Raw genomic sequence first — 23,224 nt, 5'->3', positions numbered from 1 at the left:
TGGGGGCATCATCGCTCCGTGAGCGCTCACATTAGCGCTGGACACGCCGGAGCACCACCCCTTTCGTCCCCGCCCCGAACCGGCTAGCGTTGTGGCTGGGTGAGCGCTCACTTTCGTGTCACCCCGACGCACGACGATCGAAGGAGATCCATGCCCCGCACACACCTCGTCCTCGACGCCGCGTTCACCGTGGGGCCGGTGCGCCGTCGCCTGTTCGGCGGGTTCGTCGAGCACCTCGGACGGCACGTCTACGACGGCATCCACGAGCCCGCGCACGAGACCGCCGACGAGCACGGCTTCCGCAAGGACGTGATCGAGCTCGTCAAGGAGCTGAACGTGTCCGCGATCCGCTACCCGGGCGGCAACTTCGTCTCCGGTTACAAGTGGGAGGACGGCGTCGGCCCGGTCGACCAGCGTCCCCGTCGCCTCGACCTCGCGTGGCACTCCACCGAGACGAACGAGGTCGGGCTGCACGAGTTCCAGCACTGGCTCGACCAGGTGGACTCCGAGCTCATGCTCGCGGTGAACCTCGGCACCCGTGGCACGCAGGAGGCCATCGAGCTCCTCGAGTACGCGAACATCGACGCCGGCACCGCACTGAGCGAGTACCGCCGCTCGAACGGCCGCCAGGAGCCCTTCGCCGTGAAGATGTGGTGCCTCGGCAACGAGATGGACGGCCCCTGGCAGCTCGGCCACAAGAACGCGGACGACTACGGCAAGCTCGCCGCGATGACCGCCAAGGCCATGCGCCAGATCCAGCCCGACCTCGAACTCGTCGCCTGCGGGTCCTCCGGGGCGTCGATGCCGACGTTCGGCGAGTGGGAGCGCACCGTCCTCGAGCACGCCTACGACGACGTCGACTACATCTCCGCCCACGCCTACTACGAGGAGGACGGCGACATGTCGTCGTTCCTCGCGTCCGGCGTGAACATGGACCACTTCATCGACACCGTCACGACCGCCGCCGACCACGTCAAGGCGCACAAGAAGTCGGACAAGCGGATCGACATCTCGTTCGACGAGTGGAACGTCTGGTCGCTCAGCAAGTGGAACGAGCAGCAGAAGACCTTCGAGCTGCAGGACTGGCCGGTCGCGCCGCGCCTGCTCGAGGACGTCTACACCGTCGCGGACGCGGTCGTCGTCGGCGGGCTGCTCATCTCGCTGCTCCGTCACGCCGACCGCGTGGCCTCGGCCAGCATCGCGCAGCTCGTCAACGTGATCGGCCCGATCATGACCGAGCCGGGCGGCCCGGCCTGGCGCCAGACGACGTTCTTCCCGTTCTCGCTGACGTCCAAGCTCGCGAACGGCACCTCGCTCCAGGTCAAGGCCTCGGGTGACACGGTCGACGGTGGCAAGTACGGCGAGGTCCCGGTCGTGGACTCCGCCGCGACCATCGAGGACGGCAGGGCCGCGGTGTTCCTCGTGAACCGCCACCAGACCGAGTCGACCACCGTCACGATCGACCTCGCCGGCATCGGCGCGGACGGCGAGGTCCGCGCCGAGGGCATCTGGGAGGACGACGTGCACCTCGTCAACGACCTCTCGGACACCGAGCGCGTCGGCCTCCGCACCAACGAGACCGTCCGCCGCGAGGGCGACACGATCACCATCGAACTGCCGCCCGTCTCCTGGACGGCCGTCTCGATCGGCTGAGGACGCCTCGGCGCGCGCCACGGCGAGCGTCGAGTGAGCACAGCGGGTGCCGGGTCGCGACAGCGGGTCGGCACCCGTTGCCGTGTGCGGCGCGCCCTGCGCGCTCCGCGCGGTCTGCCTGGAGGCACGGCTCGGCTCCGGCAGGACGGGCGCCTGCACCACGGGCCGGCGCGGCGATCAGCGCGCTCGACACGTGTCGGCGGACTACTGTGGTCCGTGGGAACGTCGTCCGTCACCGGGACGACAGCGCCGTCGACAGGAGCGGGATGACGCAGGCACCACCCCGTCGGACCGTCCGGGCGACCGACACGGGTCCCATCGTGCTGTCCGGCCTGCGGGCCGCGTGGGAGCCCCTCGCGAAACAGGCACTGGTCGCCGCGCTGATCGTCGGAGCGGCCGCGGCGAGCACCCTCCTGCCGGTGTGGTTGACGGTGACCGACGCCACGGCGATGTGGACCGGAGCGGGCCTCGCGGTCGTGCTGCTCGGCCTCGCGGCGCTCATGGCACGGTCGACCCGTCTGGCGCGCTCCGAGATCGTCATCCCGCTGCTCGACTTCGTCGCCGTCGGACTCCTGCGGTTCGGCACCGGCGAGACCCGGTCCGTCTTCCTCGCGATCCTCGTGCTCCCCGTCGTCTGGATCGCCGCCGGGCACGGACGGTGGCGGGTCCTCGTCCCGGTCCTCGGCGTGTTCGTGACGATCCTGCTGCCGCTCGCCCTCGCACCCGGACGCGCCTTCCCGGGCAGCGAGGTCGTCCGGCTGGTCATCGCCGCCGTCGTCTACAGTGCAGCCGCCGCCGTGGTCAACGAGCTCTCCCGACGGTCCCTCGCGCAGCTCACGGTCGCCCAGCGCTCGCGTCGGGTCGCCGAGGCCGAGGTCACCCAGGCCGCGATCGTGCAGCGCTCCCTGCAGCCTGTCGACGGCAACGGACTCCCGTCGGCGATCCGCGTCGCGGGTACCTGCGTCCCGGCCCGCACCGTCGGCGGCGACTTCTACGACTGGTACCCGACACCGGACGGCGGCATGGGCTTCACGCTCGGCGACGTCATGGGCAAGGGCGTCGGGGCCGGCATGATCGCCGCAGCGGTCCGCGCCGTCATCCGGAGCAGCCTCGAGGAGCCGGACCCCGCGCTCGCGTTCCGGTGGACCTCCGCCGGCCTGAGCACCGGTTCCGTGGACATGGTCAGTGCGCAGTTCACGACGTGCTTCCACGGCCGCATCAGCCTCGACGGGACCCTGCGATGGGTCGACGCCGGTCACGGGCTGACCCTGGTCCGTCGGGCGGCAGGCGGCAGCGAGTTCCTCCGCTCCGGACACCTGCCGCTCGGGGTCGGGTCCGGGTGGACCAGCGTCGAGACGGACCTCCAGCCCGGGGACAGCGTCGTCAGCGTCAGTGACGGTGTCCTCGACCTGTTCGGCGGCGACCTCGCGTCGCTGGACCGCTGGCAGGCGTTCGTCGATGCCCGCGACGACATCGACGGTCTCGTCGCCGACGTCGCGGCGCTCGCCGAGCGCGGCGACCGCGCCGACGACGTGACGATCATCGCCGTGACGTGGGGCGGCTCCCACCCGGCGTGACCACCCCGTGGCCCGCGCGTCCTGACCGAGCCGCGGCGTGCCTCCAGGCCGGCACCGGTGCGTCCTAGGATCGTGCCGACGGAGGGGGAACCATGCCGGGACCGACCGACTGGGAGACCGAGGGAGCGACCGCGCGCGCCGCGGTGCCGAGCGATGCGCTGCGGCAGCCGATCGCGGTCCGGGCCGCGACCTGGACCGGGCTGCTGCCGCTCCGACTCGTCGCCGGGGCGTTCCTCCGGCGCTGACGCGTCAGCGGCGCGCGGTCAGGCGTGCGTCGCGGCGGACGAACCGATGACCGACAGGAGTCGGAGCCGGTCGGCGCTGTCGCTGCCGGGCTCGGCCGTGTAGACGAGCAGGTGTTGTTCACGGTCGGTGTCCTGCAGGACCTGGCACTGCAGGGTGAGTGGGCCGACCTCCGGATGGACGTAGTGCTTCTCCTCGGCCGGACGGATGCCGACCTCGTGGAGCGCCCACACCGCGCGGAACTCGGCGCTCCGGGCGAGGAGGTCCTCGGCGAGGGCCGCGGCCCGTGAGCCGGGGCCACGCCGAGCGAGGACACCGCGGAGACCGGAGACGTACATCCGCGACAGGAACTCGTGCTCGTCCTCGGGGTGCAGCGCCCGCGCGGCCGGGTCGGTGAACCAGCGGTACCCGATGCTCCTGGCGTGCCCGGTGCGGATCGACGCGTCCCCGACCAGGGCGGCGGCGAGGGGTGTCTGGCGGAGCGTCTCACCGAGCTCGGTGACGATCTCGGCCGGGGTGTCGACGAGACGGTCCAGGATCCGCATGATCCCCGGACCGACGTGGTCCGACCCGGCACCGCGCGTCGGCGGTTCGTGCCCGGCCAGGCGGAACAGGTGATCGCGTTCGTCGAGCGAGAGCCGCAGTCCCTGCGCGATCGACGCGAGCATCTGGTCCGAGGGCTGCGGTCCGCGCCCCCGTTCGAGCCGCGCGTAGTAGTCGGCGGACATGTTGCTGAGGAGCGCCGCCTCCTCGCGCCGGAGTCCGCTCGTGCGACGTCGGGCCCCTCGTGGCAGGCCGACGTCTTCGGGCTGGAGCGCGGCGCGACGACTCCGCAGGAAGTCGGCGAGTCCGGTTCGGTCGATCATGCGGCGATCTTCTCGCACCACGGTGCTCCCAGCCACGGATCGTCAGGCCGTGGCTCCGGGACGGGCTGCGGGCCAGGCTGAGGGCACCGACCACGGAGGACCCACCATGCCACGCACCGTCCACGCACCGACCATCCCCGACCTGACCGGGCGCCGGGCCCTCGTCACCGGCGCCAGCGACGGCATCGGCGTGCGGATCGCCGCCCACCTCGCCGCGGCCGGCGCCGAGGTCGTGATGCCCGCTCGCAACGCCTCGAAACTCGCGGTGGCGCAGGACCGCATCCGGGCAGAGCACCCGGGAGCACGGCTCGAGGCCGAGTCCCTCGACCTCTCGTCCCTGGCCTCAGTGTCGGCGCTCGGGGAGCGGCTCGTCCGGGACGGCCGACCCATCGACATCCTCGTCGCGAACGCCGGCGTGATGACCCCGCCGTCGCGCACGACCACGGCGGACGGCTTCGAGCTGCAGTTCGGCACGAACCACCTCGGGCACGTCGCGCTCGTCGCCGCGCTGTTCCCGCTGCTGCGCGCTGCGGGCGCTCGCGTCGTCGTGCAGACGAGCATCGCCGCCCGTCGAGCCCGTGTGCAGTGGGACGACCTGCAGTCCGAACGGTCCTACGACGCGATGCGGGCCTACGGCCAGTCGAAGATCGCCCCGGCGCTCTTCGCGTTCGAACTCGGACGGCGGAGCGAGGCCCAGGGCTGGGGGATCACCACGACGATCAGCCACCCGGGCGTCGCGCCGACGAGTCTCCTCGCCGCGCGGCCGGAGATGGGCCGGAGCACCGACACCACCGCGGTCCGGCTCATCCGCTGGCTCTCCGCCCGGGGCTGGGTCGTCGGCACCCCCGAGACGGCCGCGTACCCGGCTCTCCTCGCCGCCACCGACCCGGCGGGAGCGGGACGGTTCGCGGCCCCGACGTGGCGCCTCGGCGTCGGCGGGCCAGCGGGCTGGATCGACACCTGGCCGTCGCTGACCGACGACACCGAGGCACGCCGGGTCTGGGACGAGTCCCTGCGGCTGACGGGAGCGCGGTTCGCCTGAACGCCGATCGACCGTACGCGCCAGCATGGGGTCGGGAGGGTGGGACATGACCTGGACGAGCACGCGGGACGCGTTCGCGACCGCCGCGGATTGGTTCGCGGCGACGGTCGCGGCGCTCGACTCCGCGGAACCGCTGGGGTGGGACCGTCCGGCACTCGGCGAGTGGAGCCGGAGCGACCTCGTCGGGCACACCGTGCGGGCACTCACCACGGTCGAGCAGTACCTGGACGAGGGGACGACGACGTCGACAGCGACCACGATCGACTACTACCGGGTCGTCCGGTCCTCGCGCGCGGATCCGGCGGCCGTGGCGGAGCGAGGGCGGCAGGCCGGACGTGACCTCGGGACGGACCGTCCGGCGAGCGTCGCGGTGATCGTGGAGCGGGTCGTCGCCCAGGTCCGCGATGCCGGTGGGGACCGCCGGATCGTCGCGCCGATGGGGGAGTGGGCGCTCGCCGCGTACCTGCCGACGAGGGTGTTCGAGCTGACCGTGCACACGATCGACCTCCGGGTGGCGGCGGGGCTCGACCTCGATCCGCCAGCTGCGGCGTCAGCGGAAGCGCTCCGGGTGCTCGGGCTGCTCGTCGGCGACGCCGACCCGTCCTCGGGCGACGCCCCCGTGCTGCTCCGCGCCCTCACCGGACGGGCGGCGCTCGCGAGCGGGTGGTCCGTGCTCTGAGCCTTCGTGGCCCGTGCTCTGGGCCTTTTTCGGGAGGGACCGTCAGGCGGATCCGTCGACGGGCAGCGGCTCGACCTCGGGGGACGGATCGGTCGCCAACCGAGCGTGCGTCTCGACGTCGAACCGCTCGTCGCCGTACCGGAGCTTCCGTCGCTCGACGCCCTCGGCCCGGAAGCCGGCACCCGTCGCGACGCGGCACGACGCGGGGTTGTTCACCCGGTGCCCGAGCTCGAGCCGGAACAGCCCGTCACCGAACGCCCGCTCGGCGACCGTGGCCACCGCGCGGGTCGCCAGTCCGCGACCACGACCGGAGCGCGCGAGCCAGTAGGACACCCACGCGGTGTCGTGCCGTCGCTCGATCGCGGTGAGGCCGACGTTGCCGACCGCGACACCGTCGACCACGATCGCCCAGTGCTGCCGGTCGGGGGCCGTCACGAGCACGGTCTCGATGAAGCGCGCCGCGGCTCCGGAGTCCGCCAGCGGGCCGAACTGCGTGCCGAGGTCGTCGGTCGAGGTGCGTGCAGCGACCAGCGCGTCGGCGTCGGTGGAACGCCACGGCCTGAGGGCGATCACGACCCGGCCGTCCCTCGGCGGGGGCGACGGCCGCGGACGACGACGGCGAGCAGGGCAGCGACGACCAGCGGCACGACGAGGGCCGCGGCGGTCCACGCCACTGCCCGCGCCACGAGCGCCGCGCGGAAGCTTGCCGACCCGGCCACGTACGAGTAGCTGCCGCTGTGCAGCGACGGGAACGCCGGGGCGACCGGCCACGCCAGTGACTCCGCGAGGACCGCCACCACGACGGCCACCCCGGCGAGCAACAGCAGCACGAGGGCCGGTGCGTGGAGACGGAGCCGTGCGCGCATGCCCCAACGGTAGCGGGGCACACGCGCACGGCGAGCGTGGTCCTACGCGTCAGCGCGGCGCCGCCACCGTGAACCCGGCCGGTGCGAGCGGCACCCGCTGGGCTCCAGGAGCGAGCTGCAGGGTCCGGACGAGCCGACCGGAGCGGTCGTACACCGACACGGTCGAGCGCTGCTCGAAGGTCGCGGTGGTCGATCGTGCCGAGGTCGTCCCGTTCACGAACAGGTCCGACGGCGACGCAGCGGCCCCCAGCCCGAGGTGCGAGACCACCGGCCGGAGCAGCACCGCGTCGAGGTCGGCCGATCCGCTGCGCACGGTCGCCGTGATCGTCGTCGTGCCCGCCGGGGCGGTCCGGCCCAGCGAGAGCGGGTGCAGGAACGCCGACGTCGGTGCCGTGCCCTGTGCTCCCGCGCCACCGTTCGGCGTCGATCCGAGCGACCGCGTCCGGCCGTCTGCTCCGCGCACTGTCCAGTCCGTGCGACCAGACGGACCGGAGGCCTGCGAGACGACCGGGTAGAGGAGCGTGTCCTGGCGGAACGCGGGCACGGTGATCGTGATGGTCGATCCGGCGGGCGCGTGCACGTACGCCTGCCCGGACCAGTTCGCCGAGCCGGTCCACGCCGCATCCGGACGGACGACGGTCGGGACGCGGCCGCCCCCGCCACCGGACAGCGCCCCGCCCTCGGCCTCGACGGTCGTGATGCCGTCGACGTCGGACCGGGAGGTGACCGTCTCGGCCGCAGTACGGACCGCCGGGTGGGCGTCGAGCGCGAGCATCGACAGCGCGGTGTGGATCGCCGATTCGGCGCCGCAGCCCCGGTTGACCGTGCCGTCCGCGGCGATGCCGTCGACGCACGCACCGGTCGACCGGTCGTACACCGGGACCCCCGCCGGGTTCGCGCCGAAGTACCAGCCCGCGGCGATCGCGGCGAGGCGGTCCTGCCCGGCTCCGCCCACGGCGAGGAACGACTGCACGAGCGAGTCGGCGCCGTACGCGATCTGCGTCCGGTCGAACGGCGTCGGCGTCCACCCGTTGTCCGGGCCGCCGGAGGCCAGCACCTCGGCGGCGAACTGCGCGGTCTCGCGCTCCGCGTCCCGCTGCCAGTCGGAGCGCTGCAGGACGGAACCAGCCGTCGCGAGTGCCGCCGGGGCCATCCCGCCCCAGGCGTTCCAGGTCGACTGCGAGGTCGCCGACGGGAGCACGGCACCGAACGGCCACGAGGTCGTGTCGCCGCGCTGCATGGCCGCGATGCCCGTCGTCTCCCGCTGCAGCACCGTGCGCGCCTGCCGGTCACTCGGGACGGCCCGGACGTAGGCGCTCAGCCCCAGCACGGCCTCCGCGGTCGCGCTCGTCGAGTCGGCGATGAGCCACGACGGGACGCGCGATCCGTTCACGGTGTCGTAGCGGCCGTAGGAGGCGAGCGACTGCCGTTCGAGCGCGCCGAGCGACAGACGCAGGCGGTCCTGGAGGAACCGCGCGAAGCCCGGGTCGGTGTGCCGGAACGCCGGGTAGGCCTCGCCGAGTGCCCAGATCGTGCGACCGATCCAGAACGAGTCGGCGGAGTCGGACGGGTTCGGCGAGTCCGGCGGTGTCGGGCTGGTGTTGAGCGTCCCGTCGGCCTGCTGCCACAGCACGACGTTGCCCGCGTCCGGCCCGCTGTCGGTCTGCAGGTAGGTCAGCGAGCGCAGGAGCTCCCGGGCGTGCTCCCGGCTCGATGCGGTGTCGTTCTGCTGCCAGTCGCGGACGTAGACGACGGCAGCGCGGCTGATGTCGTCGGCGTCGAACGCGCCCTGCCCCCAGTGCCCGGTCGCCGGGTCGAGCGTGCCGCCGCCGACGCGGCGGTAGGTCCCGTCGGCGTTCCGGTCCGCGTAGACCCACGGTGCGGTCGCGGTCGGGTGCTGCGTCTGCTGGTAGGTGCTGTGTCCGGGGACGTCCGGTAGCGGCACGTCGTCGAGCAGGAAGTCGAGGTGGTCGAGGTTCGTGACCTGCCGGGAGGCACTGCTCGCGCCCGCCTCGGCGGTCGCGGTGCGCGGGGTGGTCGCCTGCGCCGGGGCGGCGACGAGGGTCGCCGCGGCGGTGGCAGCCGCGACGAGCGCGGCCAGGAGGGTGCGATGCACCATTGCATCTCCTCGTTCGAGGGGGAGTGGGGGCGATCAGCGCCGCACGAGTCGTGCGACGCCGATCTTGGAGTCCGCCATGCCGTAGAAGACGTGGTGGACGCCGTCGATCTCCTCGACGGCGGTGGGGAACACGACGTTCGGCACGATGCCGGACCGTTCGTCGTCGGTGTCCGCGGTCATGAGCGGCTCGGCCGTCCGGACGAGCACCTCCCACGGGCGTTCGGCGTCGAGGATCATGCCCCCGGCGGCGTAGTTCACGTTCTGCTGCTGCGCGAGCGAGCCGACGAGCTCGCCCGTGACACCGTGGTGGAGCAGGAGCCAGCCCTCCGGTACCCGGATCGGGGCCGGCCCCGCGCCGATCTTGAGCTCCTCCCACGCTTCCGTCGGCCCGGCGAGGACCCGGTGCCCGCGCCACTCGGCGAGCGCCCCGACGTCCGCACGGACCCGGTCGAGCGGCACGAACGAGATCCAGATCGACGGACGGGTGTCCTCGACCCAGCCCGGCGGGTGCAGCCCCTCGGACGGCCGGATCTCCGACAGGTCCCAGCCCGGCCGGTGCAGCACCGCGAGGCTCTCGGTGCCGTCCGGGGCCGTGACGGGCTCCGGCAGGAACACGCAGTCCTTGTTGAAGTACATCGAGAGGTCGACGTCGAGCGCGTCGTCGTACCCGAACCGCACCGGCCCGAGGCGCTGCCAGGTCCGGAGGTCGCTCGACACGGCGACGGCGGTGTGGGGCCCGAGCGGTCCGTAGGCCACGTAGGTCATCACGTGCAGGTCGAGCGCCGACACCCACGTGGTCCGCGGGTCCTCGACGCCGGCGTTCACCGCGCCGACCTCCCACGACCGTTCGGGCTCGAGCACGACACCCTGCCGTTCGACACCGGTCGGGACGCCGTCCTCGACGACGACCCGGGCGATGCCGATGCGGGAGACGTTGCCGTCCGCCACGAGCCGGGGGAGCAGGTAGAGCTCGCCGTCCGGTCCGTACCCGCTGCCCGGGTTGAGCACGCCCTCGGCCTCGAGCGGCTCGTCGGCCAGCGGTTCCATCACGAGACCGACCCGTTCGAGGGCGTACGGGAACTCGGCTGCCGGCACGGTCCGGGTCATGCCGGGACCTCCTCGTAGCAGTACAGCTCGCGGCTGCCGCGCGGCGCGTCCCACCCCTGTGCGAAGAGCCGCGGACCGTCCGGCGTCGGCCACCGCAGCAGTCCGCCCCAGGCGAGGGAACCACCGGCGTGCACGTCGAGCTGCGTGAACGGCGCATCGACGTCGTACAGCGCCTGTCCGGCCGCGAACGCGCCGTCGTGGTCGGCGAGGAAGAAGTCGAGGACGAGCCGGTCGCCGTCGACCACGGCGCAGGCGACCTCGTGCACGTGCTGGCCGAGCGCGCTGACGTCGAGGTAGTCCTCGTGCGTGAAGGTCCAGTGGAGCATGTCGTCCGAGCGCCCGACCGTCAGCTTCCCGCCGCACCCCTCGGACACGTACATGAGGTACTCGCCGCCGATCCGGACGGCGTTGCCGCGGTCGTCCCGGGGGATGACCGCCCCCTTCGCCCACAGGTGCGAGACCTCGTACGGCACGACGACGCCGGTCTTCTCCCAGTGCACGAGGTCGTCCGAGACCGCGAGGGCGATGTCGCAGCCGACGTCCCCGGCGTCCGGGTAGCTGTCCCGCAGCGCACTGCCCCGGGTGTCCCAGATCGCGTTGTAGTAGCACCACCAGCGCCCCTCGGCGCGGTACAGCTTCGGGTCCTCGACGCCGAGTCCCTCGTTCGCCTCCGTCGGCCAGAGGATCGGCGCACCGTCGTCGACCCAGCCGTCCGCGGTCAGGACCGCGTGCCCGATCCGGGACGACGTCGACTCCTTCACCGGGGACGCCCGGTAGACGAGGTGGAGGGCGTGTCGTGCCTCCCGGCCGGTGTCGGGGTCCACCGCGACCACGGTGCCGCGTTGGTCAGGCGCGACCACGAGCGTCGGGTTGAAGACCGACGACGCGGTCCAACCGATGCCGGTCGGGTCGGTCCACTCCGGCGCCGTGAAGGTGAGCGACGGGTCGCGGCGGAACGGCCCGATCATCCACGCGGGCGGGTCGGCGTAGTGCGCCGAGAAGTCATCGGTCGAGATGCGGTCGGTCAGCGCGTTCGTGTGCTGCAGGGCCCGCTGGTACTCCTCGGCGAGCAGATCGGTCGTGAGCGCCGGCATCAGCCCTTCACCCCCGATCCGATGTCGGTCGCGATGAACCAGCGCTGGAACACGATGAACAGCACGACCACCGGGGCAGCGAGCACCACCGCGCCGGCGAGGATCGCGCCGTACGGGTTCGCGGTCGAGGACGCGACGTTCGAGATGTAGTTCGCCAGGGACACGGCGAGCGGTTGCATGGAGGCTTCCTTCGTGATGAGGAACGGCCAGAGGAACTCGTTCCACGGCCCGATGAACGTGACCAGCACGACGGTGACGAGCGCCGGTCGGATGAGGGGGAGCGCGACGCTCCAGAGCACCCGGAGCTCCCCGGCGCCGTCGATGCGGGCGGCGTCGAAGATCTCCTGCGGGACCTGCAGGAAGTACTGCCGGAAGATCACCACCGCGGCGGAGTTGATCGCGAACGGCAGGATCATCCCGAGGTAGTTGTCGCTCAGGCCGTAGTCACGGGCGATGAGGACGTACAGCGGGATCATCAGCAGCTGGAACGGCACGACCTGCACGAGCAGCGCGAGTGCGAACGTCACGCCGCGGCCCTTCCACTGCAGCACCGACAGCGCGTACCCGGCGAGGACACCGAACACGACCGTGCAGAGCACCACCCCGGCCGTGAAGATGCCCGAGTTCACGAGGCCCTGCAGCAGGTCCACACGGGAGTCGATCTGTGCGTAGTTGTGCAGGTCGATGTTCGCGGGGTTCGGGAACGCACCGGCCACGGAGGTGTCCGGCTCGCGTTGGAGCGAGCCGATCACCATGTACCAGAACGGGAACAGGAAGAGCAGCGCACCGGCGAGCAGCACGACGAAGCGCAGCGCGGCCTGGCCGCGGGTCAGCTGCACCCCGTCCATGCGGCGGGGTCGCCGCCGCCTCGGGGCGTCCTGCCGGGAGGCGCGGGTCGTCTCCGTCAGCTCGCCTGCGGCCTGGGGCATGGTCGCCTCGGTCATGATTCCCTCCCACCTGCGAACCGGTTCTGCAGGAACGCGATGATCAGGACGCCGATCATCAGGACGATGCCGATGGCCGCCGCGTACCCGGGGTGGCCCTGCTGGATGCCCTGCTGGTAGATGAGCAGCACGGGGCTCGTGGACGCACCGTTCGGGCCACCACCGCCGGTCAGCAGGTACGGCTCCGTGAAGAGGTTGGCGCCGGTCACGGTGCTGAGCAGGAGCACGAGCACCGTGGCGGGGCGGACGCCCGGGACGGTCACCGAGAAGAACTGCCGGATCTTGCCCGCGCCGTCGGTGGACGCCGACTCGTACAGCTCCTTCGGCACGTTCTGCAGTGCCGCCAGGTAGAGCAGGATGTAGAACCCGAGCTGCTTCCACGTCACGAAGACCGCGATCATCGGCATCGCGAGGGCCGAGTTGCTGAGCCACGACGGGCTCGGGGCGAGCGGGCCGAGGACGCTGTTCACGACACCGCCCTGGCTGAACAGGAACAGCCAGACACCGACGACCGCGACGCTCGCGGTGACGTACGGCACGTAGTAGCTCACCCGGAAGAACGTCGACCAGCGGACCGCGCCGTTCAGCGCCGACGCGAGCACGAGGGCGAGCACGACAGTGAGCGGCACGTTGATGACGAGGAACACGCCGACGTTCCGGAACGACTGCAGCACCTGCGGGTCCTGGAAGACCTGCACGTAGTTCTGCAGACCCACCCACGGGCGGTCGACGCTCACACCCGGAGCGGCGAAGAAGTAGTCCTTGAAGGACATGTACACCGCGAAGCACACCGGGTAGGCGAAGATCGCGATGACGAACACCAGGTAGGGGGCGCTGAAGAGCCACCCCAGGGGGTTCTTGCCGAGCAGTCGGACGTGCAGCGGCTTCCGGCCGCCGCCCGTCGGGCTGCCCGGCGTGACCCCGCGCGCACGTGACGCGGTCTGCGTGGTCAAGCCGGGCCTCCCGTCCTACTGCTGCTGCATCTGCTGGGTGAACTTCGACGCGGCGGCCTTGAGCTGCGAGTCGAGGTTCCCCTGCCCGGAGATGACGGCCTTCGTGTAGAAGTCACGGAAGCCCTGGAGTGCGGCGATCGTGTTCGCGCCGGCCGGGTCGTCGACCGTGCGGGCCGCCTGCGAGCCGAACTCCTGGTACGCGGGGTTCTGCGAGAAGTAGTCGGCGTACGTGGTCGCGAGGTCCTTGCGGATCGGCATCTGCCCGGTCGTCTCGAGGAGCTTCTGGTCCTGGTCCTTGCTCGTGGCGTACTTCAGGAAGTCCCACGCGGTGCCCTGGTTCTTGCAGGACGAGTACATGCCGATGTTCTTGGCGTCCGGGAAGGTCCAGGTCTGGTCGGCGGAGATGCCGTCCTTCGTCGGGACGGGCACGCTGCCCCAGTCGACCTTGCCCTTGTAGGACGCGATCGCCCACGGGCCGACGATCGCCATCGCGGCCTTGCCGGTGGCGAAGGCGTCGCCCTGCAGCTGTTCGGTGCCCGCGTAGCCCTTCTCGTAGACGGTCTTCCAGAACTCGGCGACGTCGCGACCGGCCTGCGTGTCGAAGGTCGCCTTGCCGTCCTTCGTCGCCATGCCCTTGCCGCCGGTCGCCGCGGCGTAGAGCGGCAGGTAGTCGAAGTTCGGCTGGAAGAACTCGCTCGTCGGGGTCGGGTAGATCGCGTACGGCGCGGCACCCGAGGCCTTGATCTTCGCCGCCGCAGCGAGGAAGTCGTCGTAGGTGCTGAGCTTCGGGTCCTCGGTGTCGAGCCCGGCCTTCTTGAAGATCTCCTTGTTGTAGAAGATCATCACCGGGTTCGACTTCCACGGCATCTGGTAGAAGTCACCGTCCGACGACTTGTACTGGTCTGCCGTGTCACCGGAGCGGGCCTCGATGTAGGCGTCCGCGCCGCTGAACTTCGACAGGTCGACCAGGCCGCCCTGCTTCTGGAACTGCCCCGTCGCCGCCGGCAGGTTGTTGAACACCAGGCAGGGCGTCGTGCCCGCGGTGATGGCCGCGCCGATGACCTCCTCGGTGCTCTTGCCGGCCGGGACCTCCTGGCCCTTGACCTGTTGGTCCGGGTGGTCCTCGTTCCAGGAGGCCACCGCGGCCTTGCCCCACTGGACCTCCTGCGCGTTGTTCGAGTACCAGATGGTGATCGGGCCCTTGGCCTTCATCGCGTCGCTGTTCGACGCGCTGCCCCCGCCGGAGCATCCGGTCAGGGCGAGTGCGGTGGCCGCGGCGATCGCGGTCCCGATGGCGAGCATGCGCCGTTGCATGGTGACTCCTTCGTCGGTGGTCGGGTGTGCTGTGCTGTGCCGACGCGTCCGGAGTCGCGGGGCTCCGCGTGTCCGTCCTGGTCGGGTCCGGCGTCAGGGCCGGGGTGCGGGCGCGCCCGTCGACCCGCGCACGATGAGCCGTGCCGGGGTGAGGGTGCGGTCGACGGGGTCGTTGCCGTCGACGAGGTCGAGCAGCGTGGACGCGACGACGCGCCCCCACTCGACCGGGTCGTTGTCCAGCGTGGTGAGCGCCGGGTAGACGTACTGCCCGATCTGGGAGCCGTCGAGTCCGGTCACGGACAGGTCGTCCGGGATCCGCAGGCCGGCACCTTGGGCGACGGCCATGCCGGCGACCGCCATCGGGTCGTTGCCGTAGACGATCGCCGTCGGGCGGACCTCGGGCGCGAGCGTCAGGAGCCTCCGGGTCGCCTCGGCACCCTGCTCGGGGGAGAAGTCCGTCGGGACCACGTGGGCATCGACCCCGAGCTCGGCGGCGACCCGTTCGAACTGCTCCCGTCGAGCACGGCCGTGGAGCATGTCCTCGTTGCCGGCGACGTGTGCGATCCGCTCGTGCCCGAGGTCGGTGAGGTGCCGGACGAGCTCGTCGATGCCGTGCTCGTACTCGCGTCGCACGGCCGGCAGGGTCGTCGGGACGTCGGGCTCGCCGAGGGTGACGCCGCGGACGCCGAGCTCGGCGAGCAGCGCGATCCGGCGGTCGTGGCGCAGGAGGTCGGTCAGGATGAACCCGTCGACGCGGCCGTCGGCGGCGAGGGACCGGTAGGCGCGCTCCTCGGCACCGGGATCGGGCACCACGCTGAGGACGAGGACCTGCCCGCGGTCAGCGAGGACGGTCTCGAGACCGGCGATGAACGCGGCGAAGAACGGGTCGGTCTCGATGATGCGCGGGTCCCGCTTCACGACCAGCCCGAGGGCGTACGCGCGACGGCTCGTCAGGCTGCGGGCGGCGGGGTTCGGACGCCAGCCGATCTCGGCTGCGGCGGCCTGGATGCGCTCCTTCGTCACCTGGTTCACGCCTGGCCGGTCGTTGAGCGCCAGGGAGACGAGGCCCTTCGAGACGCCGGCCTGCCGCGCGACGTCGACGATGGTGGGTCGTCGTTCCATCGGGGGCCTCCTCGCCGCGGTGCATCGGACCGGATCGTTTGAACCGGTTTCATTGAACCGGTTTAGGTATACCCGCAGTCCGCCAGGTCCGCAACCCCGAAGGTCCGTCCCATCGACGCGGCCGGTGAGCGGCGCATCAGGATCCGGGGACGGGGCGTGAGGAGTCCGTCAGGAGCGCTGCGCCGCCGAGGCCCGCGGGTGCACGGTACGGGGGTGCACTCGTCCACGAAGCCACCGCTTCCGCTCCCGCTCGCCACGCTCCGCGACCGCCACCTGCACGTGTGGGGCCGCGAGACCGTCCACGCCGCCGGGCGCACGCTGTGGAGCTCGCGCACGCTCGTGGTCTTCCCGCCCGGCACGAGTCCCCGCGAGCGCTTCCTGCTGCGTGCCCTCCACGTCTGGGGTGTGGTCGGCGCGATGCCGGCGCTGGGCGTGATGGCTGCGCTGAACGGCTCCGCGCCGTGGGGGATCCTCGCGGCCGTCGCGCTGTACGGCTCCGGGTTCCTCGTCCTCCGACGTGCGACGCGGCGGACACGGCCCTCGGTCCGGACGCTCACGGTGACCACATTCCACGGCGGCGGCCGGCCTCGCGGGCACGGGGACGCTCGGCTGCTCGCGGGGTCGCTCGACGCGTTGCTCGTGTACGAACGGGCGGCGCTCGCCGGGCAGATCAGTGCGGTGGACTTCGAGCTGCTCTGGGCGGACGTGTGGAGCGCGATGCCGGAGACGCCGCGACGGGGTGGCACGTGGACCCGCTGAGCGAACCGGGACCGGGCGCGGACGAGGCTGCCGAGGACGGAGTCGTCCTCGGCTACGACTGACGGCAGCGCCAGCAGTACCGGCCGCGGTCGCCGCCACGCCCGCTCCTCAGCCGGCCGTCACCAGAGCCGACATCCTCGCCATCAGTCCTCGTGGCACGAACCGGTGCGCGTTCGCCGTGACCCGGTTGCCGGCACCGGACACCACCGTCGGGCCTCCAGCACGCGCGAACGCCCGGAGTCCGACGGCGGCGACCTCGTCCGGCGTCTGTCGTCCGCGCGCCATCACCCCGCTGCCGGCCCCGGCCGCGTCGAAGAAGCCGGTCGAGGTCGGGCCCGGGCAGAGCGCGAGCACCCGGACGCCCCGCCCGTGGGTCTCCTGCCACAGGGCCTCGGTGAACGACAGGACGAACGCCTTCGTCGCGCCGTAGACCGCCATGCCCGGGGTCGGCTGGAACGACGCCGTCGACGCGACCGTCATCACGCCGCCGACCCCGCGGGCGAGCATCCCCGGCAGGAACGCGTGGGTCAGGGCCGTCACCGCCGCACAGTTCAGGGCGATCTGCGTGGCGGTCCGCTCGGGCGGCTCGTCGACGAACGGACCGTGGGCGCCGACGCCCGCGTTCGCCACGAGGACGTCGATCCGGGTGCCGTCGAGCCGGTCCACGACCTGCGCCACGCCTTCCGCCGTGGCGAGGTCGGCGACCACCACGGACGCCCTCGTCCCGCGCGCTCGCACCTCCGACGCCACGGCCTCGAGGGCATCCTGGGACCGGGCCACGAGCACGAGGTCCGCGCCGGCGTCCGCCAGCTGCAGGGCGAGCGAACGGCCGATGCCGCCGCTCGCTCCGGTGACGACGGCACGGCGGCCGCGGAAGGGGTTGCGGGGAGGTGTCATGGGCCCAGTCGTACTCGCCGGATCACGCACCAGCTGGTGAGGGGTCATCAATACCCCCCGAACAGGGCACACATGAGGCACAATGTTCGAGGACGCATCACCGAGCGCAGCACCACAGCACCCCACAGCACTGCCCGGCACCACCGCTCGCCGCGTCCGTCCCGCGTCCTGCGCCCCTGATCCCGAACCCTCCGAGGAGCTCGACATCTCTGTCTCGACCACGCGCTTCCGCGCGCGAAGAACCCCCCTGTCCGCCGACGGACGGAGCGCCCGGTGAAGCGCCGGAACGTCGCCATCGCGACGACCGCCGCTGCCGCGCTCATCATCGGCATCCCGACGGCTGCCACCGCGAGCCCCTGGTGGGGCTGGCACCATCACTGGCACCCGACCCCCACCCCGACCGCGTCGCCGTCGGACGACACGGTTCCGGGCGACGAGGCGACGTCCGACCCGTCCGACGAGACCACGCCGTCGGACGACACCACACCGACCCCCGACGCGACGCCCACCGGCGAACCCATCGAGGAGTCGACGCCGACCGACACCCCGAGCGCGACGCCGAGCGACGAGCCGACGGAACAGGCGTCCGCCGACGCCCAGGCGGACGACCCGAGCGGTGCGACGCCGCCGCAGGCGTCGTTCGTCGAGGACTTCGACGTGTCGGCAGCGCTGGGCAACGTCGCGAACCTGTACCAGCAGGCGTGGCAGCCGTACCCGGACGGCACGTCCGGCATCTACGCGCCGAGCCAGACCGTGACCGTGCACGACGGCGTCCTCGACGCCCGCCTCGGCGGGGCGGGCACGGCCGGCACCTTCGGCACGAAGACCGGCGCGTACGACCACGTCGGCGGGTCGTTCTCCGTCCGCGCGAAGGCGACGGGCGGCGACGGCAACGGCGCAGCGTTCATGCTGTGGCCGACCTCGAACAAGTGGTCCGACGGCGAGATCGACTTCCCCGAGGGCAACTTCGAGTCGGAGCCCATGGCGTTCCACCACTCGATGACGCCGGGCCAGGAGGCCGAGCGCGTCCAGATCCCCACGGGCGTCTCGTGGCGTGACTGGCACACCTACACGGTGGACTGGGACCCGGGCAAGTCGGTCACCTACAAGGTCGACGGCAAGGTCATCGGGACGATCACGCACGACGTCCCGACCACCCCGCACCGGTTCATGTTCCAGACCGGCAACTGGGGTGCCAGCGGCAACCTGCTCATCGACTGGGTGACGACGAGCGAGTGAGGCGCACAGCCCTGGCGGGCTGACCCGACGGGAGGCACGGTGCGGCGACGCACCGTGCCTCCCGTTCGTCGTCGTAGGCTCGGCGCGTGCCCGCTGATGACGTCCCCCGCGACATGGACGAGCTCTTCGCTCGCGGAACGCAGTCCGTGTCGGAACCGTCCGCGCTCGGTCAGGCCGCAGGACTCGGCGGACTCGGCGCCGTGTTCGTCGGGATGGTGTCGCTGCTCACCGCAGGCGCGATCGTCGCGGTCGGGCTGCTGATCGGACTCGCGGCCGTGCTCCTCTTCGCGTCCGCGTTCGCCGCCTGACCGTCAGCCGCGGTCGCCCCACCGTGCCTCGTGCCCGCGCAGCTCCACCGCGACCTCGTCGAGGAAGTCATCGACCTCGTCCTGCGCGTAGCCGGGGCGGAACCGCGTCGGCCGGAAGCGCGACGCCACGACGTCCTCGGCGCGCAACGGATCGGCCGGCCGTCCGCGTTCGTACTCCGCCAGCGTGGCCTGGACCCGCGCGAGGAAGTCGTCGACCTGCTCTTGGTCGTACCCCTCACGCCACTTCGTCGGCGCGAACCGCTTGGCCGCGACGTCCCCTGCGAGCATCGTCCCCCCGATCGTCGATGACCACACGCTACAGTCCCCGCATGATCGTCTGGGTGAACGGGACGCACGGTGTGGGGAAGACGACGACGAGTCGCCTGGTGCAGGAACGACTGCCGGACGCGCGGGTGCTCGACGCCGAGAAGGTGGGGGAGACGCTGATGGACGTCTCGCCGAGCCTGCCGCGGACCGGCAACTTCCAGGACTGGGACCCGTGGCGCCCGCTCGTCGTGGAGACCGCGCGCCGGGTGCTCGACTACGCCGGCGGCACCCTCGTGATGCCCATGACCGTCCTCGTCGAGTCCTACTGGCGCGAGATCAGCGACGGCTTCGCGGGGCACGGCATCCCGGTCCGGCACTTCGTGCTGCACACCGACCCCGAGACGCTCCGACACCGGATCCTGCACGACGAGGTGATGGGGCCGTCGACCTTCCGCCTCGGGTACGTCGACCGCTACGCCGAGGCGGCGCGCACCTGGCTGCACGCCGAGGCGGCGGTCGTCGACACCACCACGATCGGCCCCGCCGAGGCGGCGGACCGCATCGCCACGGCCGTGCTCGCAGAGGCGCCGGCGCGCTGACGCGCCGACCACCGACCCGGCGGTGCGTCGTGATGACGCGCTGACCACCGGCCTGGAGGCACGGTGCGGGCCCGACCCCGTGCCTCCAGGCCGGCGGGCGGTCGCGACCAGGGAACGACGCGCGCTGCGCGGGTCCGTCACGCGGGGGGCAGGTGGGGCGGTGCGGAGCGCACCGCCTGCGACCGCCACGTGATCTCGGCGACGAACGCAGCGGTGTCGGGCCCGAGCGGGTCGTCCGGTGCGTCCTCGACGAGGACCCCGAGCGCCGGGGCGAGCAGGAACGACGTCGTGGTCTGGGTACCGAACAGGTCGACCGTCGGGACGGCGATCACGTCCGTGAGCCCGGCGTGGGCGAGCGCCGCGGCGTAGTCCAGGACGGCGTCGGCCGCCTCGTCCGTGGTCAGGACGGCGGTGAGTCCGTAGACGATGTGCTTCATGATCCGTGCTGCGGTGGCGGGGTGAGCACGCGCGGACGAGTGTTCCGGACAGAGGGAGGCGGCGCCCATCCGGAGCCGGTACAGCTGGACCGACTCTTTCCGGACAGTACGCGCAGCTCCCTGCGGACGTACGGGGAGAGGCCCTACGGTTGCCGGAACCGCGCACGCGGGAACCCATTGTTCGGCCGAAGGGCTGTCCCTGACGGAAGCAGCCCCATGGCCACTTCGTCCACCCTGTACCGCCCGACCTCGCCGCGACCGGCGGGGGCACGCTCCGGGACCTCCACCTACAAGGACCTGCTCCAGCAGGTGAAGGACGCCGGGTTGCTGCAGCGCCGCACCGGCTTCTACTGGACGGTGTTCGCCGTCCTCGTCGCCGTCGGTGCCGTCGCCTTCGTCGTGACCGCGTTCGTCGGGCACAGCTGGTTCGCGCTCATCCCGGCCGGGGTCCTCGGCGTGGTGTTCACGCAGTTCGCGTTCCTGTCGCACGAAGCCGCGCACCGGCAGATCTTCGCGTCGAACCGGTGGAACGACCACGCCGGACGGTTCGTCGGGGTGTTCCTCGTCGGCATGTCCTACTCGTGGTGGATGAACAAGCACACGCGACACCACGGCAACCCGAACACCATCGGGAAGGACCCGGACATCGCGCAGGACACGGTGTCGTTCATCGAGGAGGACGCCGCGCAGCGCACCGGGCTCCTGCGGCTGCTGACGCGCGTGCAGGGCTGGGCGTTCTTCCCGCTGCTCACCATGGAGGGGCTCAACCTGCACTGGTTGTCCATCCGCGCGGTGGTCACGGGCGAGCACGTCAAGGGGACCTCGCGCGGCCGAGCGGTCGAGGGCGTCCTCCTCCTCGCCCGGTTCGGGCTGTACTTCTGGGCCGTGTTCGCGTTCCTGCCGATCGGCATCGGCTTCGCGTTCATCGGCGTGCAGGTCGCGGTGTTCGGCGTCATGATGGGCGCCTCGTTCGCGCCGAACCACAAGGGCATGCCGGTCATCGCCGAGAACGCGCGCATCGACTTCTTCTCACGCCAGGTGCGGACCTCCCGGAACATCGTCGGCGGACGGTGGGTGGACCACCTGCTCGGTGGCCTCAACCACCAGGCGGAGCACCACCTGTTCCCGAGCATGGCGCGGCCGAACCTGCGGCGGGCGAAGCCGCTCGTGCAGGCGCACTGCCGCTCGCTCGGGATCCCCTACACGGAGACGACACTGCTGCGGTCGTACGGCATCGTCGTGGCGTACCTCAACCGGGTCGGGCTCGCGGCGCGGGACCCGTTCGCCTGCCCGATGGTGACGTCGCTGCGGCTGCACTGAGCGCGAGCGGCGGCGCTCGTCGCTCGGTGCGAGGTCGTGCGCCGCGAGCGGATCAGCCCTGGCCCTGGTCGTAGAGTCGCCAGCCGTCGTGGGTCCGTACCCAGCACCAGCCCCACTCCATGGTGCCCGGGTCGGCGCCGTTCATCCAGCGCTGCGTGATGACCGACGCGCGGCCAGCCTCCTCTGCGGAGACGGCGAAGGCTTTCCCGACGTTCCGGTAGGCGAGCAGTTCGGGGCGACCGTCCGCCCAGGCCGTCGGCGCCTTCGGGCACCAGGTCTCCGACTCGGACACGCTGAGGTACGACATGAGCGCGCAGTCGTGCGCCTTCGCTGCCCGGAGGAACACTCGCGTGTACTGCTCCGGCGAGGCGTGACGTGGTGGGCCTCCGCTGCCGCTCGGGCGGTCGTGACGGCATCACGATGGGTGACGACGAGCGTCGTGGCCGTGGTGACGACGAGGACGATCGCTGCTGCGGCGATGAGCTTCCGGCGAGACCACACGGCACGATCATGGTCCGCCCGCGTCCCGCCTGGAGCCCCGGAGCGAGGGGCGTGCGCTGCACCGTCCGGCGCCCGGCGAGTCCGGCGAGATGTGGTCGCACCGTGCGAGGCCCCTCCTGCGCCGTGCGAGGTCGTGCACACGATGCGAGGGATCCGAGCTCCTACGGTGTGCGCAACTTCGCACCGAACGGCGAGCGCGGGCCATCGCGAGCGACGACTACGCCCCGTGGTCCGCCGCCCGTGGCCCGCAGCGCCTGACGCGCACGCCGCGCACGCGTCAGGCTGTCGGCGGCGGGGCCGTGCTCGACCGGACGACGAGTCGGACCGGCACGAGGTCCGTCTCCGCCGGTACCGGGTCGCCGTCGATCTGCGCGAGCAGGTTCGCGACCGCGCGGCGACCGACCTCGTCGAAGGACTGGTGGACGCTCGTGAGCGGCGGCCAGAAGGAGTCGGCCTCGGGGGAGTCGTCGAACCCCACCACGCTGAGGGTCTCCGGCACGGACCGGCCGGCCTCGTGTGCGGCACGGAGGACGCCGAGCGCGGTCTGGTCGTTGGCGGCGAACACCGCGGTGATGTCCGGGCGCGCGGCGATGACCTGACCCGCGCGGTAGCCGGACTCGGTGTTCCATCCGCCGTGGAAGACCGGCGGCACCGTCCGCCCGGCCCACTCGAGTGTGTCCTGCCAGGCCGCGAGACGGCGTGCTGCCGAGTACGACGAGGTCGGGCCGGCGACGTGCCACACGGTGTCGTGCCCGAGGTCGAGCAGGTGCTGCGTCGCGAGGCGGGCGCCGTCCGCCTGGTCGGTGTCGATCGCCGGGTGCTCGGTCGTGCCTGTGCTGTCGACGACCACCATCGGCACGCCGTCGGGCAGGACCACCTCGGCCGTGTCGATGATGTGCGACTCGATGATGATCACCACGCCGTCCACGGCCTGTTCGTGGAGTCGTGAGAACGCGGAGCGCACGCCCTCCTCGGTCCGGGATGCCATCGGCAGCAGGGTGATCGTGAAGTCTGCGGCGCCCGCGGCGTCGGCGATCGCCTCGAGGGTGCGCATGTTGCCGAACGACGCGAGCGTGAACATGATCACGCCGATCGTGCGGAAGCGTCCCGAGCGGAGCGCGCGGGCGGCGCGGTTCGGCCGGTACCCGAGGGTGTCCATCGCCCGCTGCACGCGGTCGCGGGTGTCCGGGGAGACGTTGTCGAAGCCACGGGCGACGCGCGACACGGTCTGCATCGACACGCCGGCGGCCTCGGCGACCGCGGCCATCGACGGGGCACGGCGCACGCCGCTGAGTTCCGTGGTCACGCGGCCTCCCTC

24 protein-coding genes and 2 pseudogenes are annotated in these 23,224 nt (G+C 72.0%); 10 read left to right on the top strand and 16 right to left on the bottom strand.

Features of this window, described 5'->3' with window-relative positions; translation table 11 throughout:
* Positions 1 to 150 precede the first annotated feature (150 nt).
* From arfA to ACRQ4C_RS13560, 3 genes are all read left to right on the top strand, one after another.
* Complete coding sequence (gene arfA, locus ACRQ4C_RS13570; protein ID WP_290130962.1) at positions 151 to 1,653, top strand: arabinosylfuranosidase ArfA; 1,503 nt, start codon at positions 151 to 153, stop codon at positions 1,651 to 1,653.
* Positions 1,654 to 1,919: 266 nt separating this feature from the next.
* Entirely contained in the window at positions 1,920 to 3,230 is a 1,311-nt protein-coding gene (locus ACRQ4C_RS13565) for a PP2C family protein-serine/threonine phosphatase (protein WP_439689017.1), read from the top strand.
* Positions 3,231 to 3,322: 92 nt separating this feature from the next.
* A complete protein-coding gene (locus ACRQ4C_RS13560) occupies positions 3,323 to 3,475 on the top strand; it encodes a hypothetical protein (protein WP_439689016.1) in 153 nt (50 codons plus the stop codon).
* An 18-nt stretch (positions 3,476 to 3,493) separates the two neighbouring features.
* Here ACRQ4C_RS13560 and ACRQ4C_RS13555 read toward each other — a convergent pair whose 3' ends face one another.
* Positions 3,494 to 4,339, bottom strand: a complete 846-nt coding sequence (locus ACRQ4C_RS13555; protein ID WP_439689015.1) for a helix-turn-helix transcriptional regulator — start codon at positions 4,337 to 4,339, stop codon at positions 3,494 to 3,496.
* A gap of 106 nt (positions 4,340 to 4,445) precedes the next feature.
* On the opposite strand from ACRQ4C_RS13555, the gene ACRQ4C_RS13550 reads away from it, so the two are divergent.
* Together ACRQ4C_RS13550 and ACRQ4C_RS13545 are read left to right on the top strand one after the other, a co-directional pair.
* The gene (locus ACRQ4C_RS13550) at positions 4,446 to 5,381 is read left to right on the top strand and encodes an SDR family oxidoreductase (RefSeq protein WP_439689014.1); all 936 of its coding nucleotides are present in this window, start codon (positions 4,446 to 4,448) and stop codon (positions 5,379 to 5,381) included.
* Positions 5,382 to 5,427: 46 nt separating this feature from the next.
* Positions 5,428 to 6,060 carry a maleylpyruvate isomerase N-terminal domain-containing protein gene (locus ACRQ4C_RS13545; RefSeq protein ID WP_439689013.1) on the top strand — a complete coding sequence of 211 codons (633 nt, stop codon included), beginning with the start codon at positions 5,428 to 5,430 and terminating at the stop codon, positions 6,058 to 6,060.
* 42 nt (positions 6,061 to 6,102) lie between these two features.
* Here ACRQ4C_RS13545 and ACRQ4C_RS13540 read toward each other — a convergent pair whose 3' ends face one another.
* The 9 genes from ACRQ4C_RS13540 to ACRQ4C_RS13500 form a co-directional block, all read right to left on the bottom strand.
* Positions 6,103 to 6,633 carry a GNAT family N-acetyltransferase gene (locus ACRQ4C_RS13540; protein WP_439689012.1) on the bottom strand — a complete coding sequence of 177 codons (531 nt, stop codon included), beginning with the start codon at positions 6,631 to 6,633 and terminating at the stop codon, positions 6,103 to 6,105.
* Entirely contained in the window at positions 6,630 to 6,926 is a 297-nt protein-coding gene (locus ACRQ4C_RS13535) for a hypothetical protein (RefSeq protein ID WP_439689011.1), read from the bottom strand. Before ACRQ4C_RS13535 ends, ACRQ4C_RS13540 begins: the two co-directional genes overlap by 4 nt.
* A gap of 49 nt (positions 6,927 to 6,975) precedes the next feature.
* On the bottom strand, positions 6,976 to 9,045 hold the full coding sequence (locus tag ACRQ4C_RS13530; protein WP_439689010.1) for a hypothetical protein: 2,070 nt from the start codon (positions 9,043 to 9,045) through the stop codon (positions 6,976 to 6,978).
* A 33-nt stretch (positions 9,046 to 9,078) separates the two neighbouring features.
* Positions 9,079 to 10,152: a glycoside hydrolase family 130 protein gene (locus ACRQ4C_RS13525; protein ID WP_439689009.1), complete on the bottom strand. Its 1,074-nt coding sequence runs from the start codon at positions 10,150 to 10,152 to the stop codon at positions 9,079 to 9,081.
* Entirely contained in the window at positions 10,149 to 11,246 is a 1,098-nt protein-coding gene (locus ACRQ4C_RS13520; protein WP_439689008.1) for a hypothetical protein, read from the bottom strand. The genes ACRQ4C_RS13525 and ACRQ4C_RS13520 overlap by 4 nt, the downstream gene beginning before the upstream one ends.
* Positions 11,246 to 12,094 (bottom strand): carbohydrate ABC transporter permease, encoded by an 849-nt coding sequence (locus ACRQ4C_RS13515; RefSeq protein ID WP_290134197.1) that lies wholly within the window; start codon positions 12,092 to 12,094, stop codon positions 11,246 to 11,248. Before ACRQ4C_RS13515 ends, ACRQ4C_RS13520 begins: the two co-directional genes overlap by 1 nt.
* Positions 12,095 to 12,186: 92 nt before the next feature.
* A complete protein-coding gene (locus ACRQ4C_RS13510; RefSeq protein WP_439689007.1) occupies positions 12,187 to 13,143 on the bottom strand; it encodes a carbohydrate ABC transporter permease in 957 nt (318 codons plus the stop codon).
* Between the two features lie 15 nt (positions 13,144 to 13,158).
* On the bottom strand, positions 13,159 to 14,457 hold the full coding sequence (locus tag ACRQ4C_RS13505; protein WP_439689006.1) for an ABC transporter substrate-binding protein: 1,299 nt from the start codon (positions 14,455 to 14,457) through the stop codon (positions 13,159 to 13,161).
* Between the two features lie 93 nt (positions 14,458 to 14,550).
* On the bottom strand, positions 14,551 to 15,579 hold the full coding sequence (locus ACRQ4C_RS13500) for a LacI family DNA-binding transcriptional regulator (protein WP_439689005.1): 1,029 nt from the start codon (positions 15,577 to 15,579) through the stop codon (positions 14,551 to 14,553).
* 213 nt (positions 15,580 to 15,792) lie between these two features.
* Here ACRQ4C_RS13500 and ACRQ4C_RS13495 point away from each other — a divergent pair, with 213 nt between their 5' ends.
* Positions 15,793 to 16,338 (top strand): DUF6611 family protein, encoded by a 546-nt coding sequence (locus ACRQ4C_RS13495; RefSeq protein ID WP_439689004.1) that lies wholly within the window; start codon positions 15,793 to 15,795, stop codon positions 16,336 to 16,338.
* Positions 16,339 to 16,446: 108 nt separating this feature from the next.
* Here ACRQ4C_RS13495 and ACRQ4C_RS13490 read toward each other — a convergent pair whose 3' ends face one another.
* On the bottom strand, positions 16,447 to 17,235 hold the full coding sequence (locus ACRQ4C_RS13490; protein ID WP_439689003.1) for an SDR family NAD(P)-dependent oxidoreductase: 789 nt from the start codon (positions 17,233 to 17,235) through the stop codon (positions 16,447 to 16,449).
* Between the two features lie 273 nt (positions 17,236 to 17,508).
* Here ACRQ4C_RS13490 and ACRQ4C_RS13485 point away from each other — a divergent pair, with 273 nt between their 5' ends.
* A complete protein-coding gene (locus ACRQ4C_RS13485; protein WP_439689002.1) occupies positions 17,509 to 18,474 on the top strand; it encodes a family 16 glycosylhydrolase in 966 nt (321 codons plus the stop codon).
* Between the two features lie 86 nt (positions 18,475 to 18,560).
* Entirely contained in the window at positions 18,561 to 18,782 is a 222-nt protein-coding gene (locus ACRQ4C_RS13480) for a hypothetical protein (protein WP_290130979.1), read from the top strand.
* A gap of 36 nt (positions 18,783 to 18,818) precedes the next feature.
* Here the strand turns inward: ACRQ4C_RS13480 and ACRQ4C_RS13475 are convergent.
* Both ACRQ4C_RS13475 and ACRQ4C_RS13470 read right to left on the bottom strand, forming a co-directional pair.
* Positions 18,819 to 18,929, bottom strand: a pseudogene (locus tag ACRQ4C_RS13475) (DivIVA domain-containing protein); the annotation flags it as partial.
* A 45-nt stretch (positions 18,930 to 18,974) separates the two neighbouring features.
* Positions 18,975 to 19,070: pseudogene (locus tag ACRQ4C_RS13470) on the bottom strand (DivIVA domain-containing protein); the annotation flags it as partial.
* 41 nt (positions 19,071 to 19,111) lie between these two features.
* Between ACRQ4C_RS13470 and ACRQ4C_RS13465 the strand changes: the two are divergent.
* Complete coding sequence (locus ACRQ4C_RS13465; RefSeq protein ID WP_439689001.1) at positions 19,112 to 19,648, top strand: AAA family ATPase; 537 nt, start codon at positions 19,112 to 19,114, stop codon at positions 19,646 to 19,648.
* Positions 19,649 to 19,785: 137 nt separating this feature from the next.
* On the opposite strand, the gene ACRQ4C_RS13460 is transcribed toward ACRQ4C_RS13465, so the two are convergent.
* Complete coding sequence (locus tag ACRQ4C_RS13460) at positions 19,786 to 20,085, bottom strand: hypothetical protein (RefSeq protein ID WP_439689000.1); 300 nt, start codon at positions 20,083 to 20,085, stop codon at positions 19,786 to 19,788.
* Positions 20,086 to 20,301: 216 nt separating this feature from the next.
* Here ACRQ4C_RS13460 and ACRQ4C_RS13455 point away from each other — a divergent pair, with 216 nt between their 5' ends.
* Positions 20,302 to 21,405, top strand: coding sequence for a fatty acid desaturase family protein (locus tag ACRQ4C_RS13455; protein WP_290130982.1), 1,104 nt, complete (start codon positions 20,302 to 20,304; stop codon positions 21,403 to 21,405).
* Between the two features lie 52 nt (positions 21,406 to 21,457).
* Here ACRQ4C_RS13455 and ACRQ4C_RS13450 read toward each other — a convergent pair whose 3' ends face one another.
* Positions 21,458 to 21,751, bottom strand: a complete 294-nt coding sequence (locus ACRQ4C_RS13450; RefSeq protein ID WP_439688998.1) for a hypothetical protein — start codon at positions 21,749 to 21,751, stop codon at positions 21,458 to 21,460.
* Positions 21,752 to 22,183: 432 nt separating this feature from the next.
* Entirely contained in the window at positions 22,184 to 23,173 is a 990-nt protein-coding gene (locus tag ACRQ4C_RS13445) for a LacI family DNA-binding transcriptional regulator (protein WP_439690910.1), read from the bottom strand.
* Positions 23,174 to 23,224: the final 51 nt, after the last annotated feature.

The organism is Curtobacterium sp. SP.BCp (assembly GCF_051903255.1).
GTDB lineage: Bacteria > Actinomycetota > Actinomycetes > Actinomycetales > Microbacteriaceae > Curtobacterium.
The sequence above is the reverse complement of the archived record's forward strand: the minus strand, read 5'-3'. Positions and strand labels throughout refer to the sequence as shown.

Bases quoted from the DNA above. Each gene is read 5' to 3' on its own strand.
- ACRQ4C_RS13505 (WP_439689006.1), bottom strand. From the start codon at position 14,457: ATGCAACGGCGCATGCTCGCCATCGGGACCGCGATCGCCGCGGCCACC.
- ACRQ4C_RS13545 (WP_439689013.1), top strand. From the start codon at position 5,428: ATGACCTGGACGAGCACGCGGGACGCGTTCGCGACCGCCGCGGATTGG.
- ACRQ4C_RS13530 (WP_439689010.1), bottom strand. From the start codon at position 9,045: ATGGTGCATCGCACCCTCCTGGCCGCGCTCGTCGCGGCTGCCACCGCC.
- ACRQ4C_RS13515 (WP_290134197.1), bottom strand. From the start codon at position 12,094: ATGGACGGGGTGCAGCTGACCCGCGGCCAGGCCGCGCTGCGCTTCGTC.
- ACRQ4C_RS13465 (WP_439689001.1), top strand. From the start codon at position 19,112: ATGATCGTCTGGGTGAACGGGACGCACGGTGTGGGGAAGACGACGACG.
- ACRQ4C_RS13565 (WP_439689017.1), top strand. From the start codon at position 1,920: ATGACGCAGGCACCACCCCGTCGGACCGTCCGGGCGACCGACACGGGT.
- ACRQ4C_RS13500 (WP_439689005.1), bottom strand. From the start codon at position 15,579: ATGGAACGACGACCCACCATCGTCGACGTCGCGCGGCAGGCCGGCGTC.
- ACRQ4C_RS13490 (WP_439689003.1), bottom strand. From the start codon at position 17,235: ATGACACCTCCCCGCAACCCCTTCCGCGGCCGCCGTGCCGTCGTCACC.
- ACRQ4C_RS13555 (WP_439689015.1), bottom strand. From the start codon at position 4,339: ATGATCGACCGAACCGGACTCGCCGACTTCCTGCGGAGTCGTCGCGCC.
- ACRQ4C_RS13525 (WP_439689009.1), bottom strand. From the start codon at position 10,152: ATGACCCGGACCGTGCCGGCAGCCGAGTTCCCGTACGCCCTCGAACGG.
- ACRQ4C_RS13550 (WP_439689014.1), top strand. From the start codon at position 4,446: ATGCCACGCACCGTCCACGCACCGACCATCCCCGACCTGACCGGGCGC.
- ACRQ4C_RS13535 (WP_439689011.1), bottom strand. From the start codon at position 6,926: ATGCGCGCACGGCTCCGTCTCCACGCACCGGCCCTCGTGCTGCTGTTG.
- ACRQ4C_RS13460 (WP_439689000.1), bottom strand. From the start codon at position 20,085: ATGAAGCACATCGTCTACGGACTCACCGCCGTCCTGACCACGGACGAG.
- ACRQ4C_RS13520 (WP_439689008.1), bottom strand. From the start codon at position 11,246: ATGCCGGCGCTCACGACCGATCTGCTCGCCGAGGAGTACCAGCGGGCC.
- ACRQ4C_RS13560 (WP_439689016.1), top strand. From the start codon at position 3,323: ATGCCGGGACCGACCGACTGGGAGACCGAGGGAGCGACCGCGCGCGCC.
- arfA (WP_290130962.1), top strand. From the start codon at position 151: ATGCCCCGCACACACCTCGTCCTCGACGCCGCGTTCACCGTGGGGCCG.
- ACRQ4C_RS13445 (WP_439690910.1), bottom strand. From the start codon at position 23,173: ATGGCCGCGGTCGCCGAGGCCGCCGGCGTGTCGATGCAGACCGTGTCG.
- ACRQ4C_RS13455 (WP_290130982.1), top strand. From the start codon at position 20,302: ATGGCCACTTCGTCCACCCTGTACCGCCCGACCTCGCCGCGACCGGCG.